A 16,576-nucleotide genomic window follows, 5' to 3' on the forward strand; every position below is an offset into this window, starting at 1 on the left:
CACGGCTGCCCGGGACCTCTTGATGACTGTTGTAAAACACCTGCTCTGCGCCTGCCTGTGGCTGACGGCAAGCCTTGCCCATGGTTTGCCGCTGATCAGCCCCACCGCCATCGACTGGCAACTGGACTGCCGCCTCCCCGCCTTCGCACACTTGGCTCCCGACGTGCTTGAGCGCACCCAATGCGGCATCGTCACCGTGCCGCGCAACTACGCCGCGCCCCGGCAAGGCAAACTGCGCCTGTACCTGACCCGCGTCGGCGCCCGCGACCCGCTGAGCCGCCAAGGCGTGGTGTTCGCCCAACCCGGCAACAGCCCCCAGGCCAACCACAGCGGCACCTTTGCCATCCTCCTGGCCGGCAGTTGGAGTGCCCATTCCACCCAGGCCTATCGCACCCTGCTCAATCGCTACGATGTGGTCGAACTCACCCCGCGTGATCTCAGCCAGGAGAGCGGGGTCGAAAACGCGGCACGGGACATGGAGTTCGTCCGCGCCCAACTTGAAGAGACCCAGCTCAATTACCTCGGCAGCGCCGACGCCACACGCCTGGGCAGTCGCTACGCGGCGCTGTTTCCCGAGCGGGTCGCGCGCATGGTGCTGGTCAACGCCGAGCGTGGCGAGGCGAACCTTACGCAAGTCGAGCAATTGCGCCTCAAGGCACCACCCAAGTCTGAGGCCAGTGCATGCGTGATCCGATGGGTCGGCGACTTCCTGGCCTTCGGCAAGCAGCCGCCACCTGCCACCCACTGCCTCGACAAAGGCGATTGGGAGTAGCGCACCGTTTGCGACCTGTTGCCGCTGAAAACGACACCTTGCGTTGACGCTCCAGGCTAATCGTTATTAAGTGCTATTTATCCGCATTAATACGATAAATCGACGCCATGCTAAGCCGCCCGCTGAAACGCAAACGCCAGAAGCTCTCCGACGTGATTGTCGAGTCGGTCAAGCGCTCCATCGTCACCGACGCCTTGAAGCCCGGCGACCGTTTGCCCACCGAGCGCGAGCTGATGGAAAGCTTCCAGTGCTCCAAAGGCTCGGCCCGCGAGGCGCTCAAGGCCCTTGAGGTCGAGGGTTTGGTGAGCACGCGCACCGGGCCCAGCGGCGGTGCATACCTCAACCAGGCCGGCACCGAACCGGCCAGCCGCGCGCTGCGTAACTACCTGCACTTTCAGCATCTGGATGGCGAGCAGGTGTATCAGTTGCGCAAGGTCATCGAAGTGGAACTGGCGGTCTCGGTGCTGGGGCGCTTGAGCGAAGACGACTACCAGGCCCTGCAAGACAACGTGGCCTTCTGCAGCGCCCCGGAAGACAGCGAGGCCGGTCAACGCGAACAGCGCCTGGCAGAACTGGAGTTCCACAACCTGCTGGCCAGGGCGTGCCCCAACCCGTTGCTGAGTTTCATGGCGCAGTTCCTCAATGATCTGCTGCGCGACCTGGTGGTGCTGAAAAAGGCCTACAAACCCAAGCGCAAGCAGTTCGACGCCGCCAACCTCGACTATCACAAACAGTTGCTGATTGCCTTTCGCGCCGGTGATGAAAGCGCGGTGCGCGGTTTGATGCATGAACATATGTGCGATGCCGAACACCACATGACCGCGCTTGAAGGCCAGGTCAGCCCGCATTTTCTACTGGAGTTCGATCACCGCCCCTAAAAACAACACAGTTCCAATGTGGGAGCGGGCTTGCTCGCGAATGCGGTGGGCCAGCAAAGCATCTCGTCACTGATGCACCGCATTCGCGAGCAAGCCCGCTCCCACATTTTGACCGCATTCCAACCAACACTCGCGTCATCCAATAAATAACAGGCCTGCCCACAGGCCCAAGCTCCACCGTATCGCCCTTGCCGCTCCTGCCAATAACTAAACCAGGGAGTCACCCCATGCAGCGTCGTACGTTATTGAAAGCCAGCCTCACCGCAGCCGCCGCCCTCAGCCTCCCGCTGAGCGTGCGCCACGCATTCGCCGCCGAGCCCTTTACCTTTTACGGCCTCAAGTCCATGTCCGGCGCCTTTGCCAGCTATGGCAAGTTTGCCGACATGGGTTCGCGCCTGGCGGTGGAACAACACGCCACCCTTCTCGGCCGCCCGCTGAACTACAAGGTCATCGACACCGAAGGCAACGCCGGCAAGGCGGTGCGCAAGGTGCAGGAAGCCATCCAGCAGGACGGCGCGCGGTTCTTCCAGGGCTGCACATTGTCGTCGTCGGCACTCGCGGTGGCCAAGGAAGTGGACAAGGTCGGCGGCGTGTTCATGACCCCGGTGGGCGCCGATGAAGTCACTGGCAAGGATTGCAATCGCGCGACATTCCGCTGGTCGGTGCCCACCTACGGCGCGATTCGCGAAACCATGCTGCCGCTGATCAAGCTGCTGCCGGACGCCAAGCGCTGGTACACCATCACCCCGCAATACGTGTTTGGCGAAGCACTGCTCGAAGGCGCCAAAAGTGTGCTCAAGGACAGCGGCCTGGAACACATCGGCAACAGCTATCACTCGTTGCAGGAACAGGAATTCTCCGGTTACCTGACCAACGCCATCGCCGCCAAACCCGATGTGCTGGTGCTGCTCAACTTCGGCAGCCAGTCGTCAAACACCCTGCGCCAGGCAGTGAACTTCGGCATCAAGCAGCGCATGAAAGTACTGCTGGTATGGTCCGCCGGCCTCGACCAGTTCCAGGAACTGGGCAGCGACATCCTTGAAGGCGTGTACCTGGGCGCGCAGTACTGGCATCAGGTCGACACCCCGCTCAACCGCGAACTGGTCAAGCTGACCCAGGCCAAATACGGGATCAACCCCACCTACCCGCTGGCCGCCGACTACATCAGCACCAAGGTCATGCTCGACACCATCGTCGCCACCGGCAGCTTCGACGGGCCGACCGTGGCCAAGGCCATGCAGGGCCTGAGCTTCGATGGCCCGACCGGCAAGGAATCGATCCGCGCCGGCGACCACCAGGTGATCAAGGATTACTACCTGCTCGTCGGCAAAGCCGCCAGCGAGATGGCCGACAAGGACGACCTGGCCAAAGTGCTCAGCGCCGGCCAATCCTTCCCGCCAGTGGACGCCACGGGCTGCACGCTCGCCTGACCCCCTGAATATTGCAGGCAGGGCCGCGCAAGCGGCGTCCTGCCGAGGGTTCCTGCATGCTTAATCTTTACCTGTTCCAGATCCTCAACGGCCTCGGGCTGGGGATGATCTACTTCCTCATCGCCGTCGGTCTGACCATCATTTTCGGCCTGCTCAACTTCGTCAACTTTGCCCATGGCGCGTTCTTTTTGCTCGGTGCCTACATCTGCTACACCGCCGTGAGCCTCACCGGCAACTTCTGGCTGGCGCTGCTGATCGCGCCGCTGGTGGTGGCCGCTTTGGCGTGGGTGATCGAGCGATTATTGATCCAGCGCATCTATCACTTGCCGCACATGTTCCAGATCCTGGTGACCTTGGGGATAGCGCTGATCATCCAGGAGGCCAGCGTGATGATCTGGGGCCCGGTGGGCAAAAGCGTCGCCGTGCCGGAACTGCTGCGCGGGGTGCTGGTGATCGGTGACTTTGTGTACCCGCACTATCGCCTGTTCCTGATCGGCTTCTCCGGGCTGGTCGGCCTGGGCCTGTGGCTGCTGCTGGAACGCACGCGCTTCGGCGCCCTGGTGCGCGCCGGCAGTGAAAGCACCGAGACCGTGTCGCTGCTGGGCACCAATATTTTCCGTTTGTTCTCGATGACCTTCGCCCTCGGGGTGGCCCTGGCCGGTGTCGCCGGGGTGCTGTTCGCGCCCTTGCGCGGCGCACAGCCCTTTGTCGGCCCGGAAATTCTCGGCGTGGCCTTCGTGGTGGTGGTGATCGGCGGCATGGGGTCGTTCAGCGGAGCGCTGGTCGGCGGTTTATTGGTCGGCGTGGTGCAAAGCCTGATGACCACACTCTGGCCCCAAGGTGCGAGCCTGATGATCTACGGCGCGATGGCCGTGGTGATTCTGGTGCGCCCTTACGGCCTGTTCGGGAGAGCCTGACATGAGCGAGAAAAATCCCCTGCCGTTTGCCAAGACCCAATCCCGTGCGATGTTGCTGTGGGTGCTGGCCGTACTGATCGGCCTGCCGTTGATCTTGCCTTCGGCGACCCTGGCCACCGAGATCCTGATCTTTGCCATGGCCGCCCTCGCCTGCAACCTGCTGCTGGGCTATACCGGGCTGCTGTCGTTCGGCCAGGGCATCTTCTTTGGTGCCGGGGCATATTGCGCGGCGCTGCTGATGCTGCATTTGCAGATGGGCCTGTTCACTGCGTTGCTCGGCGCGGCCGTGGCCGGTGGTTTCCTGGCCTTGTTGGTCGGCGCCCTGGCGATCCGCCGCACCGGCATCTACTTCGTGATGCTGACCCTGGCCTTCAGCCAGATGGCCTACTTCGTCGCCTACACCCTCAGCGACTGGACCGGCGGCGACAACGGCCTGCTCAGCGTGCCGCGCCCGGAAATCCGCGTCGGTGACACTGTGCTGCTATCCCTGGCCGACGCCCGCGCCTTCTACGGCTTTGTGGCGGTGCTGTTCCTGCTGATCTTTATCGGCGCGCGCCGGGTCATCGCCTCGCCCTTTGGCAGCACGCTGATGGCGATCCGCGAAAACGAAACCCGCGCCGCGGCGATCGGCTACGACACGCGTCATTTCAAGATCCTGGTGTTTGTGCTGTCCGGCGCAGTCACCGGGATCGCCGGTGCGCTGTACGCGATGCTGCTGCACTTCGTGCCGCTGTCGAACATCGACCTGGCGATGTCCGAGAACATCCTGATCATGACCATCGTCGGCGGCACCGGCTCGCTGTTCGGCTCGTTGCTGGGTGCCGGCTCCATCGTGCTGCTGGGGGATTTCCTCTCCGACCTGTGGCCACGCTGGCTGATGCTGCTGGGGGTGATCCTGATCCTGGTGGTGATCTTCATGCGCGGTGGTTTGTGGGGCGGCCTGGCGTCGCTGTTTGAAAAAGTGCGCGGCGCTCGCAAGCCCGCAGTGGTGGCCAAGGAGGAAGTGCTATGAGCATCCTGCTGGAAACAGAGAACCTGGAACTAGCCTACGGCGCCTTCCATGCGGTGAACGGCGTCAACCTCAAGGTCGAAGCCGGCACCATCCACACCATTATCGGCCCCAACGGTGCGGGCAAGACCAGCCTGTTCCATTGCCTCACCGGCGAGCGCCAGGCCACCGCCGGGGCAATCCATTTCGACGGCAAGAACCTGATGCGCAAACCGGCCCACGGCCGCGTCGGCCTGGGCATGGCGCGCTCGTTCCAGTTGACCAGCCTGTTCCAGAACCTCAGCGTGCGCGAAAACCTGCGCCTGGCCGCCCAAGGCCGTGACGGTGCGCGGGCGCTGAACTTCTGGCGCCGTGTCGACAGCAAACGCGAGCACCTGGAGATGGCCGACCAGGTCTTGGAACGCCTGCAACTCACTGCCCGCGCCGACACCCTGGCCGGCGAGTTGTCCCACGGCCAGCAGCGGGTGCTGGAGGTGGGCATGTCGATCTGCTCCAAGCCCAAACTGTTGATGCTCGACGAGCCCACCTCGGGCATGGGCATCGATGACATCCCGATCATGACCCAACTGATCAGTGACCTCGGTCGCGACCACACGGTGCTGCTGATCGAACACAACATGAGCATCGTCATGTCCATCAGCCAACGCATCACGGTGATGAGCCACGGGCAGATCCTGGTGGAAGGCACGCCGGAATTCGTGCGCGCCGATGAACGTGTGCGCACTGCGTATCTGGGGGAGGCCGCCTGATGCTGATCGTCGAGAATATCCATTCCTACTACGACAAGAGCCACGTGCTCGAAGGCGTGTCGCTGAACGTCAACCCTGGTGAGCTGGTGACGCTGCTGGGGCGCAACGGCGCGGGCAAGACCACTACGTTGCGCAGCATCCTCGGCATCATCTGCCCGCGCCAGGGCCAGATTCACTTCAACGGCCAGGCGCTGGTGGGGCAGAAGATTTTTGAAATTGCGCGCCAAGGCTTGGCGCTGGTGCCGGAGAACCGCGGGATCTTCCGTTTGCTCACGGTCGAGGAAAACCTGCGCATCGCCGCCCGCAAGACCAGCCGCTGGCAGCTGGAAGACGTGTACGGCATGTTCCCGCGCCTCAAGGAACGGCGCAAAAACGCCGGGCATGCCTTGTCCGGCGGCGAGCAGCAGATGCTCGCCATTGCCCGCGCCCTGCTCAATGACCCCAAGTTGCTGATCCTCGATGAACCCACCGAAGGCCTCGCCCCGGTGATCGTCGACGAATTGGTGAAGATCCTGCGCAAGATCAAGGACGACGGCCTGCCGGTGCTGCTGGTGGAACAGAACCTGATGGTCTGCGACAAGCTCGCCGACCGCCATTACGTACTCGAACAGGGCCGCGTGGTCTACGAAGGCAGCGCCGCCGCCTTCCGCGCCGACCCGAGCATCAAGAACCGCTATTTGGCCCTGAGTGCCTGACCGGAGAATGCAGATGAACAGTTTTGCGCAACCGCTCCAGAGCAACGCCCCGCTGATCAACCGCGACCGCCTGTGGCAGTCGCTGATGGACCTGGCCCAACTCGGCGCCACGCTAAAAGGCGGCGTGTGCCGCCTGGCCCTCACCGACCTCGACCGCCAGGCCCGCGACCTGTTTGTGCAGTGGTGCGAAGCGGCCGGGTGCAGCGTCAGTGTGGATGCCATCGGCAATATCTTTGCGCGCCGCGCCGGGCGCAATCCCGCCCTGCCCCCGGTGATGACCGGCAGCCATATCGACACCCAACCCACCGGCGGCAAGTTCGACGGCTGCTACGGGGTGATGGCCGGGCTGGAAGTGATCCGCACCCTGAACGATCTGAAGATTGAAACCGAAGCGCCGATTGAAGTGGTGGTGTGGACCAACGAAGAAGGCTCGCGTTTTCCGCCGTGCATGATGGGTTCCGGCGTGTTTGCCGGGAAATTCGATTTGCAGGAGACCCTGGCCAAGCTCGATGACCAGGGCCTGTCGGTGGGTGCCGAATTGCAGCGCATCGGTTATGCCGGTTCCCGCGCGGTGCTGGGCAACCCGGTGGGGGCGTATTTCGAAGCGCATATCGAACAGGGCCCGGTGCTGGAAGATCGCGCCACCACCATTGGCGTGGTCATGGGTTGCCTGGGCCAGAAGTGGTTCGACCTGACCTTCACCGGCGTCGAAGCCCACGCCGGGCCGACACCGATGCACCTGCGCAAGGACGCACTGGTCGGCGCTGCCGAGGTGGTCAGTGCAGTCAACCGTATCGCCCATCAACAGCAACCCCACGCCTGCGGCACGGTGGGTTGCCTGAGCCTGCATCCGGGTTCGCGCAATGTGATTCCGGGCCAGGTGCACATGACCCTCGACCTGCGCCACCTGCATGCCGACAAGCTGCAAGCCATGGTCGACGAGGTGCGCGGTGTGATTGAAGCCACGGCACAACAACACGGCCTGGCTTATGAGCTGACACCGACGGCCGACTTCCCGCCGCTGGACTTCGACCCGGCCTGCGTCAACGCCGTGCGCGACGCTGCGCGCAGCCTGGGCCTGAGCCATATGGACATCGTCAGCGGCGCCGGGCATGACGCGATTTTCGTCGCGGAACTGGGCCCGGCCGGGATGATCTTTGTGCCGTGCGAAGGTGGTATCAGCCACAACGAAATCGAAAACGCCGCGCCGGATGACCTGGCGGCGGGCTGCGCGGTGTTGCTGCGGGCCATGGTCAATGCGGCGCAGGGGGATCGGGCATGAGCGATATCGGGCAACTGACGGCGGTGCAATTGCTGGCGCATTTTCGCGACAAGACCCTGTCGCCGGTGGAGGTCACCGAGGATGCCTTGCTGCGCATCGAACGCTACAACCCGGTGGTAAACGCTTACTGCCATGTGGACCCGGAGGGCGCGTTGCACGCTGCGCGCGCCTCGGAACAACGCTGGTTCAAGGGCCAGCCGTGCGGCGCGCTGGACGGTGTACCGGCCTCCATCAAAGACCTCACGCTGACGCTCGGCATGCCGACCCGCAAGGGCTCGCGCACCTCATCTGCCGACGGGCCGTGGGACGTCGACGCGCCCTTCCCGGCCTTTATGCGCAAGGCCGGCGCGGTATTGCTGGGCAAAACCACCACGCCGGAATTCGGCTGGAAAGGCGTCACCGACAACCCGCTATACGGCATCACCCGCAACCCGTGGGACACGCGGACCACGGCGGGTGGTTCGTCCGGCGGCGCGGGGGCGGCGGCGGCGTTGAACCTGGGGGTGTTGCACCAGGGCAGTGATGCGGGCGGCTCGATCCGTATCCCCTGTGCGTTTACCGGCACGTTCGGGATCAAGCCGACCTTTGGTTATGTGCCGCAGTGGCCGGCCAGTTCCATGACGATTCTGTCGCACCTGGGGCCGATGACCCGCACGGTGCAAGACAGCGTATTGATGCTGCAAACCATCGCCCAGCCGGATGCGCGGGACGGTTTGAGCGGTGCGCCGAGGACTGCGCCGTGGCTGACGCCGGGGGCAGACTTGAAGGGCTTGCGGGTAGCGTACAGCCCTGCGTTCGGCTACGTGGACGTGGACCCGCAAGTGGCTAAAGTGGTCGCCCAGGCGGTTGAGGGGTTGGTGCGATTGGGCGCTCATGTCGAACAGATCGACCCCGGTTTCAGCGACCCGCTGGAGGTGTTCAGCACCCTGTGGGCAGCCGGGGCCGCACGTTTGACCGGTTCGATGAGCGACGCGCAAAAACAGCTCTTGGACCCCGGCCTGCTGCGCATCGCGCAACGGGGCGAACGCTTGAGCCTGGATGACTTCAGCGCGGCCCTTGAAGCGCGGGCGGCGTTGGTAGCGCGGATGGCTGCGTTCCACCAACATTACGACGTGCTGGTCTCGCCAATGATGCCGATCACCGCATTCGACGCCGGGCACGACGTCCCGCCGGGCTCCGGGTTACAGGAATGGACCGAATGGACACCGTTCACCTACCCCTTCAATCTCACCCAGCAACCGGCCGCGTCAGTGCCCTGCGGGTTGGCGGCGAATGGCTTGCCGGTGGGGTTGCATGTGGTCGGTGCGCGGTTTGCCGATGATGTGGTGTTGCGGGTTTGCCAGGCTTATTCAAAGGCATTCCCTACCCAGCACCTGCAAGCCCCAGTAACTCCGACCTGAAATGCAATTGAATGTGGGAGATTGGCAGTGCCCGGGCGATCTCCAGCCGAGCACTCACTCCCCATCAACCCCCATCAACTGTGGGAGCGGGCTTGCCCGCGAAAGCGGAGTGTCAGTCACAGAATTATCGACTGATCCACCGTCTTCGCGAGCAAGCCCGCTCCCACACAAGCCCGCGCCCACAGTTCTGAGCGCATTCCACTACAATGCCCCCATTCATTCTCCGGGGCTCCCATGGACATCGAACTGGCACGCACCTTCCTCGAAATCACCCGCTGCGGCAGCCTCGCCGCGGCGGCCGAGAAACTGCACGTTACCCAGACCGCCATCACCGCCCGGGTCAAAAGCCTGGAAAGCCAGCTGGGCAGCACGCTGTTCATCCGCAACCGCGCTGGCGCGCGCCTGACCGCGGATGGCGAAGCCTTCGTGGTCTACGCCAACCAGTTGCTGCAAACCTGGGAAGCCGCGCGCCGCGATCTGCCGTTGCCCGAGGGCTATCGCAACGTGCTGCACATCGGTGGCGAGGTCAGCCTGTGCAACCCGTTGATGCTCGGCTGGGCCCAGGCCCTGCGTGAACACATCCCCGGCCATGCGCTGCGCACCGAAGTGCGCGAAGGCGAATACCTGCTGCGCCAGCTGGAGCTGGGGGTGCTGGATGCCGCCCTGGTGTTCCAGCCGCAATACTGGCCGGGGTTGCAGGTGGAGCAGGTGCTGGAAGAAAAACTGATCCTGGTGCAACTGGTCAGCAACCCGGTGCCCTACGTGTACATCGACTGGGGCCCAGGCTTCCGCCAGCAACACGACGCCGCCCTGCCGGACAGGGCACGCGCCGCGCTGAGTTTCAACCTGGGCCCGCTGGCCTTGCAGTACATCCTGGAAAACGGCGGCGCCGGGTACTTCCGCACGCGGGTGGTACAAAGCTACCTCGACAGCGGCGTGATGCAGCGCGTGGCGAAGGCGCCGGAGTTCAGTTTCCCGACGTATCTGGTGTACTCGCGGGCACGGGATTCGACGGTGTTGCAACACGCGCTGGAGTTACTCCGGGGCGTGGTCAAGGCCGAGAGCGACTGGTCGCAACGCTGGGACCCGGTACTTTGAAACACACATGCGACCAGCAGAATGTTCAGGCCGGGCTACGCTCCAACACCACAAAAATAGCCAGGAGTCGGCATGCGTACCCGCTCACGAAAACGGCGTCACCTGCTGTTTGTGTTGCTGCTGGGTGGTGGCGTTCCTGCTGCTGACGGCTTCCTGCTCAGCGGTTTGCATGACGGCCGGAAAGTGAGTTACCACTTCTGCCAAATGCCGCCGATGATCATGACAACTATCCAAATGTAAGAAATGCGATAGGGCCACAACGCCCATCGCTTGAGCGCTATGGGAACTGATGCAAGTTCGGCCTCTGAAACTAGCCCTGCCTTCAAATAGGGCTTTGGATTCGAGAGGAAATCAATCATCAGCCCCATGCGATGAAATCTGTCGATCCGCTGGTTTTTTCCCCAGAAACGCTTATGCCTTCGAACCTTTTCGTTTTCACTGAAGTATTTTTCCAACTCATCGAGCTTTCGATACTCCGCAAATAACATCAGCCCCAAAAGGATGAATACGCCGGCCATCAATACAATGCTGTAGATAAGAAAAAACGACATTGTTAAGCCCGCTCCGGTTCAAAAATCAAAACGCCATCGACCTCTACAACTTTCCCCCCCAGAAAGGCACCGCTATCACCCATCCTGTCACCGCCTAAATACCCTCCCCCCGCTCCCCCAATAACTGCGCAGACCAGTTCACTCTGTCCTTTCATCGCCACACCCAAAGCGACTGAACATAGGCGACGCGCAACTTTTGCACCTGCCGCTCCGAACCAAGCAGCCCCCGCCCCACCATACACGCCTCCTTGATCTCCAATCCCGCAGCCCCGACATCCATCGCCAAACCCACATACGTGCCCTTCCCAAACCACTTCGACACCTGCGCAATCGCCCCCATGCGCTTGGCATACCCATCGATCTCGCCCTTGTGCAAAAAGCTCTTGGTGGAAATCCCCAACACGTTCTTCAACGACTGATTGCCACGCAACCCCGTGCCAAATCGCGCCGCGCCACGCAGTTGTGTGTCGAGCAATTCAAACAACACCTGGCGCTGGCGAATAAACGTCTGACGGTCCAAGCCACCGGCCTTCAAGCGCTGATGCAACTGCTCGATGTATTCCAGCGTGCGCAGCACTTCATCCAGGTGCCGCGCCCACGCCGAGGTGGTGCTGCCCACACCTATCGAGCCATAGGCCGAGAGCGACAGGTCGCAACGCTAGGACCCGGTACTTTGAAACACACATGCGACTAGCAGAATGTTCAGGCCGGGCTACGCTCCAACACCACAAAAACAGCCAGGAGTCGGCATGCGTACCCGCTCACGAAAACGGCGTCACCTACCATCTGTGCCAGATGGCCCAGATGACTGCTGCAAAAAACCAAATTCCCGCTAAGCGATAAGGCCACAACACCCAGCGTTTGAGGGCTAGAGGAACAGAGGCCAGTTCGGCTTCGGTCACGAGGCCTGCTTTCACAAAGCGCTTTGAGTCAGATAGGAAGTCGACCATCAGCCCCATCCGTTGAGACTTGTCTATCGGCTGGTTCCTTCCCCAGAAGCGCTTATGTTTGCAAACCTTTTCGTTTTCACTGAAGTAGCTTTCCAGCTCGTCGAGCTTTCTATATTCCACAAAGAGCATCAGTCCCCAGATAACAAAACACCCACCCATCAACACGATGCTGTAAGCGAGAAAAAATGACATTGTCATGCCCCCTCTGGCTCAAAGATGAATTGGCCATCGACCTCTAAGACTTTCCCCCCCAAAAAGGCACCGGTATCGCCGAAAATTGAGCCTCCTGCATACCCTCCTGCAGCACCGCCAATAATTCCACAGGCCAACCCACTGCGCTCCCTAAGCCCTACCGCCAACACGATCCTGCATGCACTACGAGCAACCTCTGCGCCATACCTCCCACCAATCGAAGCCCCCGCCACACTCCCCGCCAACCGCCCACTCTCCACATACTTCGCCCGCCGACACTGCGCCTCCCGCCCCATCACACACGCTTCCTTGATCTCCAAACCCGCAGCCCCGACGTCCATCGCCAAGCCCACATACGTGCCCTTCCCCAACCACTTCGACACCTGCGCAATCGCCCCCATGCGCTTGGCATACCCATCGATCTCGCCCTTGTGCAAAAAGCTCTTGGTGGAAATCCCCAACACGTTCTTCAACGACTGATTGCCACGCAACCCCGTGCCAAACCGCGCCGCGCCACGCAGTTGTGTGTCGAGCAATTCAAACAACACCTGGCGCTGGCGGATAAACGTCTGACGGTCCAAGCCACCGGCCTTCAAGCGCTGATGCAACTGCTCGATGTCTTCCAGCGTGCGCAGCACTTCATCCAGGTGCCGCGCCCACGCCGAGGTCGTGCTGCCCACACCTATCGAGCCGTAGGTCAGCAGGCTTTGCAGCAGGTCATAGTCATTGATCACGGCTGTGCCGACCGATGCCTTTTGCTCCAGCTCGCGCCGCACTTCTTCGGCGCGGCGCATCAACCAGGCTTCCTCTCGGGAGCAGCTCACGCTGTAGGTGTCGGGAATCACCACCAATTGCCCCGGCGTCACCAAGCCGTGGCGCAGGTGGTGGTTCAACACGTCAAAATGGTCCGAGCGCTGGCGGCTCAGGCCGTGGCCCATCAAGCGGGTTTTCAAACTGGTGAGATCGATGGTTTCGCGGTTGATATAGCCCTGCGCCATGCCCTGCATCCCGAATCCAATAGAGATGGCGTCGAAATATAAGCAGGCACTGCCGCCCCGGACACAAGCCCAGGGGGCGACCATTCAATTTGGGAAGCGGCCTACATAGGCGCAGAAACAGTGCTGACAGAAACCAGCCTAATAACCGGTCATTTCCAGGTAACCCACCCCACCGTCGAACTGCACCGGTCCTTCCCAGTAGGGAATACCAAGATTCATCCAGGCGTTCGGGTTGAGCGCCGTTGGGGTGATGTCCAGCTGTTTGCCGGGAATGTTCAGTGACCAGCGCGTGGGAATCGTGCGCCCGTCAAGAGTGGTGGTCGCCAACGGTGTCAGTTGGATGTCGGCGTTGTGCAGGGTCTGGACCTGACCCTGCTGATCGATCCAGGTGCCGGTGAGGTAACCCGCGCCGTTCTGCTGACGCACGCGGAACAGCATCAACTGTTCACCGCTGTCCAGGTGCAGGGAGAACCAGTCCCAGCCAGTCTGGCCCGCGGCGAGGGGTTGGCTGCTCCATTCGCGGTCGAGCCACGCGGGACCGCTGACCTGATAGGTGTGGCCGTCGATGCTGACGCTGCCGCTGGCGCGGAAAAACGGTTGGCTGTAGTAGTACGACGCCTGGCCCTGGTCGGATTTGCGGCTGTAGCCCTTGTCCCCTTGCAACACCAGCGGGCGGCTGGAGGTCAGGTGCAGGTCATAGGCGAACTGCGCGCCACTGGCCTTGAGTCGCATGTCGGCCAGTGGGCTCGCGGCGCCAGGTTGGCTGGCGAAGTCCCAGTCGTCGATCCACGCATTGAACGGCACCGCCTGCGCGCCGGCCTGGCCGACGCCGCCGCGGGCGTAGCGTTCGGCGGCGTAGTGGCGCGTGGCGGACGTGACGGCGGCGTGGCCCAGCCAAACCGTCGAGTCGTGCCAGCCGGGCTGCGTCGGCCCGGCCTTGAGCGCATTGCGAAACAGCGTCCATTGCACGCCGAATTCATTGCCTTGGGCGTCCTTGAGGTTGGCGGTGACGTACCACCACTCGATGCGAAAACCGTCGTGAGGGCCATGGTCGCCAGGAAAGCTGAACACCCTGCCGGGTACCACCTGGGCAAAGTCCGCCGCCGCGCTGCCCAGACCGGCGAAGCTTTCCTCGGGCGCCGGGACTTTGTCGCACGCGCCCAACAGCAGCAAAACCGCGGACAACGTCGCTCTAATCTTCATGGGCAAAGGTCCTCAACAAGTCCGCCGGACGACTGCGGTACAGCTGCCACAGCGGCCAGGCCGACGCCAGCAAGGTGGCCAGCAGCGCCAGTGCCAGCAACTGCGCAAGCTGCCACGGGAACACCTGCAACGGCAGGCGCCAACCGAACGCCTGCACGTTGATCACCGCATCCAGGCACCACGCCAGCAACAGCCCCAGGGGCACGGCGAGGACCAGCGTGAGCACCGCCAACAGCCAAGTCTGCCCCAGGTTCAGCAACATCAATTGCCGCCGTGTCACGCCCAGCGCCCACAGCGGCGCAAGTTGACCGAGGCGGCTCTGGCTCTGGGTCAACAGGCTGATAAACAGCGCCACGCCGGCGACGCCAAGGGTCAGGCTGTTGAGCGCCGCAGTGGCGGCAAAGGTGCGTTCGAACACCTGGCTCGACCAGCCCTTGAGTTGCTGTTGATCGACGATGCGACTGTCCTCCAGGGCAAACCCGCGCTGCACTTCACGCACCAGCGGCGGCACATCCTGTGGCAACACCCGCAGGTTGAAACGTGCCGGCGCCAGGGTCGGCCAGTGCGCCAGCAGGTGCTTGGCATTGATCAACAGATGGCCCTTGGGGTTGCCATAGTCGGCATAAATCCCCACCAGGACGGGCGACCAGACGCCTCGGGGTGTGGGAATACTGACCGTATCCCCCAGTTTCACCGACAGGCGCCGCGCCAATTGCTCGCTGAGCATCAGGCTGTCGCCTTGCAGCAAGCGGTCCCACGGCGCGCTCGCAGCCTCGAGCAACGGCCAATGCTGGCGATAGGTCGGGTCGTCGACCACACCGAACAGATCCGCCGGCCAACCGCGCAATTGCACGGCGACCTGCCAGGTCGGCAGTACCGCCTGCACCAACGGCTGTTGCGCCAGCCAGGTGTTGAGCTGTTCGGCTTGCGCCGGGTTTTGCGGATTGAGGTACAGCTCGGCCGTCAGGCGTTGCTCCAGCCAGTTGTTGAACGTCTGGCGGAACCCCGAGGTCATGGAGCCCGCGCCGATATTTGCCGCCAGGGCCAATAACAGTGCCATCAACGCCAGGCTCAACGCGGGCAGCTGTTGGCGGCAGTCAGCTAGAAACCATTGCCCCAGCACCGAGCGACTGCGCCCCAGCACGGCCTTGAGCACGCCATTGAGCATCACCGGCAAGCCCAGCGCCGCCCCCAGCAACAAGGCCGCCATCAGCACAAAACCGGCGGCCAGGCTGTCGCCCAGCAGCAGCGCGAGCAACGCGATCAACAGCGCGGCGGCGGCGACCCAACCCTGGCGGCGCAACCAGCGCCCATGGGCGTCGTGCCAGGCTTGGGCATTGGCCAGCGCCAGCAAGGGCAAACGCGCCGCCCGCCACACGCTACTGGCGCCGGCAAGCAGCGCGCCGAGCAGGCTCAGGCCCAGCCCGGCGGCCCACCACCAGGGGCTCAGGCTCAGTTGGCCAGCGACTTCGGCGCCATAGAGGCCCCGCAAGCTCGCCGCCACATCCGGCAGCAGCAGGCTCGCCAGCACATAACCGCTGGCCACCCCGAGCACGCCGCCGAGCAAGGACAACACGCCCAGTTCCACGGCCAGGCTGAGGATCAGTAGCCGCGCACTGACCCCGCAGGCGCGCAAGGTGCGCAACAGGCCACGACGTTGCTCCAGGGCCAGGCCGATGGCGGCGTGCACGATAAACAGCCCCACCACAAAGGACAAAAAGCCCAGGGCATCGAGGTTCAGGTGAAAGCTCTCGGTAAGGCGCGACAAGTTGTTGTCTTCGCCCTGCCTGAGTTGCAACCCGGCGGGTGGCGTGGGCTGGGCGGCGGCGTAGGCCTTGTCCAGCAGCAAGCGCGACAGACGCCCGGGCATGTCCAGCACGGGCTGGGCGAAGCCAATGTCGGTCAGCAGCAGCCCGGGGGCCATGTCCTGCCGGACCTGCAACGGCGCCAGGCGATGTCCGTTGGTGGTCAACGGCTGGTCACCCTCCTGCAACCCGAGGGCATGCAGGGTTTGCGGCGCGATCCAGGTACGCCCCGGCGGCTCGAAGAACGCCAGCATCTGCGCCTGGCTCAAGCGCTGGCCCGCCACCGCGCCGCCGCCCGGCAGCGACAACGGCTCGATGCCCATTAATTGCAGGCGCGTGTCTTCATGCCCCTGGAGCTGCACCCGCCCCTGCACCACCGGCGACACCGGCCACCCCATCCGGCGCAACTCGGCGAACAACGCCTGGGGGAAACTCGCCCCATCCGGCGCGCTCAGGCTGGCCTGGGGCTCGCCGCCGATCAATTGGCTGGCCCGCGCGTAACTGTCCCGCGCCTGGCTGTTGAGGGCCTGCACCCCGGTCAGCAACGCCGTGGCCAGCCACAACCCGGTCAACACGCTGAAAAACTGCACGGGATGGCGCCGCCAGTGGCTCAGCAGTGCGCGCAAGGCCCAGTAAAACACCGCCAT

The 16,576-nt window shown here is 63.1% G+C and carries 16 protein-coding genes; 10 read left to right on the forward strand and 6 right to left on the reverse strand.

What is annotated here, in order from left to right; translation table 11 throughout:
- Positions 1-22 precede the first annotated feature (22 nt).
- From PSH81_RS17430 to PSH81_RS17475, 10 genes are all read left to right on the forward strand, one after another.
- Complete coding sequence (locus PSH81_RS17430; protein ID WP_226455196.1) at positions 23-772, forward strand: alpha/beta fold hydrolase; 750 nt, start codon at positions 23-25, stop codon at positions 770-772.
- 107 nt (positions 773-879) lie between these two features.
- Positions 880-1,650 (forward strand): FadR/GntR family transcriptional regulator, encoded by a 771-nt coding sequence (locus PSH81_RS17435; RefSeq protein WP_305391179.1) that lies wholly within the window; start codon positions 880-882, stop codon positions 1,648-1,650.
- 227 nt (positions 1,651-1,877) lie between these two features.
- Positions 1,878-3,080 carry an ABC transporter substrate-binding protein gene (locus tag PSH81_RS17440; protein ID WP_226455194.1) on the forward strand — a complete coding sequence of 401 codons (1,203 nt, stop codon included), beginning with the start codon at positions 1,878-1,880 and terminating at the stop codon, positions 3,078-3,080.
- 56 nt (positions 3,081-3,136) lie between these two features.
- The gene (locus PSH81_RS17445; RefSeq protein WP_192296728.1) at positions 3,137-3,997 is read left to right on the forward strand and encodes a branched-chain amino acid ABC transporter permease; all 861 of its coding nucleotides are present in this window, start codon (positions 3,137-3,139) and stop codon (positions 3,995-3,997) included.
- A gap of 1 nt (position 3,998) precedes the next feature.
- A complete protein-coding gene (locus tag PSH81_RS17450; RefSeq protein WP_192296729.1) occupies positions 3,999-5,009 on the forward strand; it encodes a branched-chain amino acid ABC transporter permease in 1,011 nt (336 codons plus the stop codon).
- Positions 5,006-5,755: an ABC transporter ATP-binding protein gene (locus PSH81_RS17455; protein ID WP_192296730.1), complete on the forward strand. Its 750-nt coding sequence runs from the start codon at positions 5,006-5,008 to the stop codon at positions 5,753-5,755. The genes PSH81_RS17450 and PSH81_RS17455 overlap by 4 nt, the downstream gene beginning before the upstream one ends.
- Positions 5,755-6,450: an ABC transporter ATP-binding protein gene (locus PSH81_RS17460; protein ID WP_226455193.1), complete on the forward strand. Its 696-nt coding sequence runs from the start codon at positions 5,755-5,757 to the stop codon at positions 6,448-6,450. Before PSH81_RS17455 ends, PSH81_RS17460 begins: the two co-directional genes overlap by 1 nt.
- A gap of 13 nt (positions 6,451-6,463) precedes the next feature.
- On the forward strand, positions 6,464-7,732 hold the full coding sequence (locus PSH81_RS17465; protein WP_305391180.1) for a Zn-dependent hydrolase: 1,269 nt from the start codon (positions 6,464-6,466) through the stop codon (positions 7,730-7,732).
- Positions 7,729-9,132: an amidase gene (locus tag PSH81_RS17470; protein ID WP_226455191.1), complete on the forward strand. Its 1,404-nt coding sequence runs from the start codon at positions 7,729-7,731 to the stop codon at positions 9,130-9,132. Before PSH81_RS17465 ends, PSH81_RS17470 begins: the two co-directional genes overlap by 4 nt.
- A gap of 234 nt (positions 9,133-9,366) precedes the next feature.
- Positions 9,367-10,230: a LysR family transcriptional regulator gene (locus PSH81_RS17475; protein WP_305391181.1), complete on the forward strand. Its 864-nt coding sequence runs from the start codon at positions 9,367-9,369 to the stop codon at positions 10,228-10,230.
- Positions 10,231-10,418: 188 nt separating this feature from the next.
- On the opposite strand, the gene PSH81_RS17480 is transcribed toward PSH81_RS17475, so the two are convergent.
- The 6 genes from PSH81_RS17480 to PSH81_RS17505 form a co-directional block, all read right to left on the reverse strand.
- Positions 10,419-10,781: a hypothetical protein gene (locus PSH81_RS17480; protein ID WP_192296735.1), complete on the reverse strand. Its 363-nt coding sequence runs from the start codon at positions 10,779-10,781 to the stop codon at positions 10,419-10,421.
- 151 nt (positions 10,782-10,932) lie between these two features.
- On the reverse strand, positions 10,933-11,400 hold the full coding sequence (locus PSH81_RS17485; protein WP_370694868.1) for a hypothetical protein: 468 nt from the start codon (positions 11,398-11,400) through the stop codon (positions 10,933-10,935).
- Positions 11,401-11,560: 160 nt separating this feature from the next.
- Positions 11,561-11,923 (reverse strand): hypothetical protein, encoded by a 363-nt coding sequence (locus PSH81_RS17490; RefSeq protein WP_192296736.1) that lies wholly within the window; start codon positions 11,921-11,923, stop codon positions 11,561-11,563.
- 2 nt (positions 11,924-11,925) lie between these two features.
- Positions 11,926-12,921, reverse strand: coding sequence for a hypothetical protein (locus PSH81_RS17495; RefSeq protein WP_305391182.1), 996 nt, complete (start codon positions 12,919-12,921; stop codon positions 11,926-11,928).
- Between the two features lie 138 nt (positions 12,922-13,059).
- A complete protein-coding gene (locus PSH81_RS17500; RefSeq protein ID WP_305391183.1) occupies positions 13,060-14,124 on the reverse strand; it encodes a lipocalin-like domain-containing protein in 1,065 nt (354 codons plus the stop codon).
- A complete protein-coding gene (locus PSH81_RS17505) occupies positions 14,114-16,576 on the reverse strand; it encodes an FtsX-like permease family protein (protein ID WP_305392787.1) in 2,463 nt (820 codons plus the stop codon). The genes PSH81_RS17500 and PSH81_RS17505 overlap by 11 nt, the downstream gene beginning before the upstream one ends.

Source organism: Pseudomonas sp. FP2335 (assembly GCF_030687535.1).
In the GTDB taxonomy this organism is placed as follows: Bacteria; Pseudomonadota; Gammaproteobacteria; order Pseudomonadales; family Pseudomonadaceae; genus Aquipseudomonas.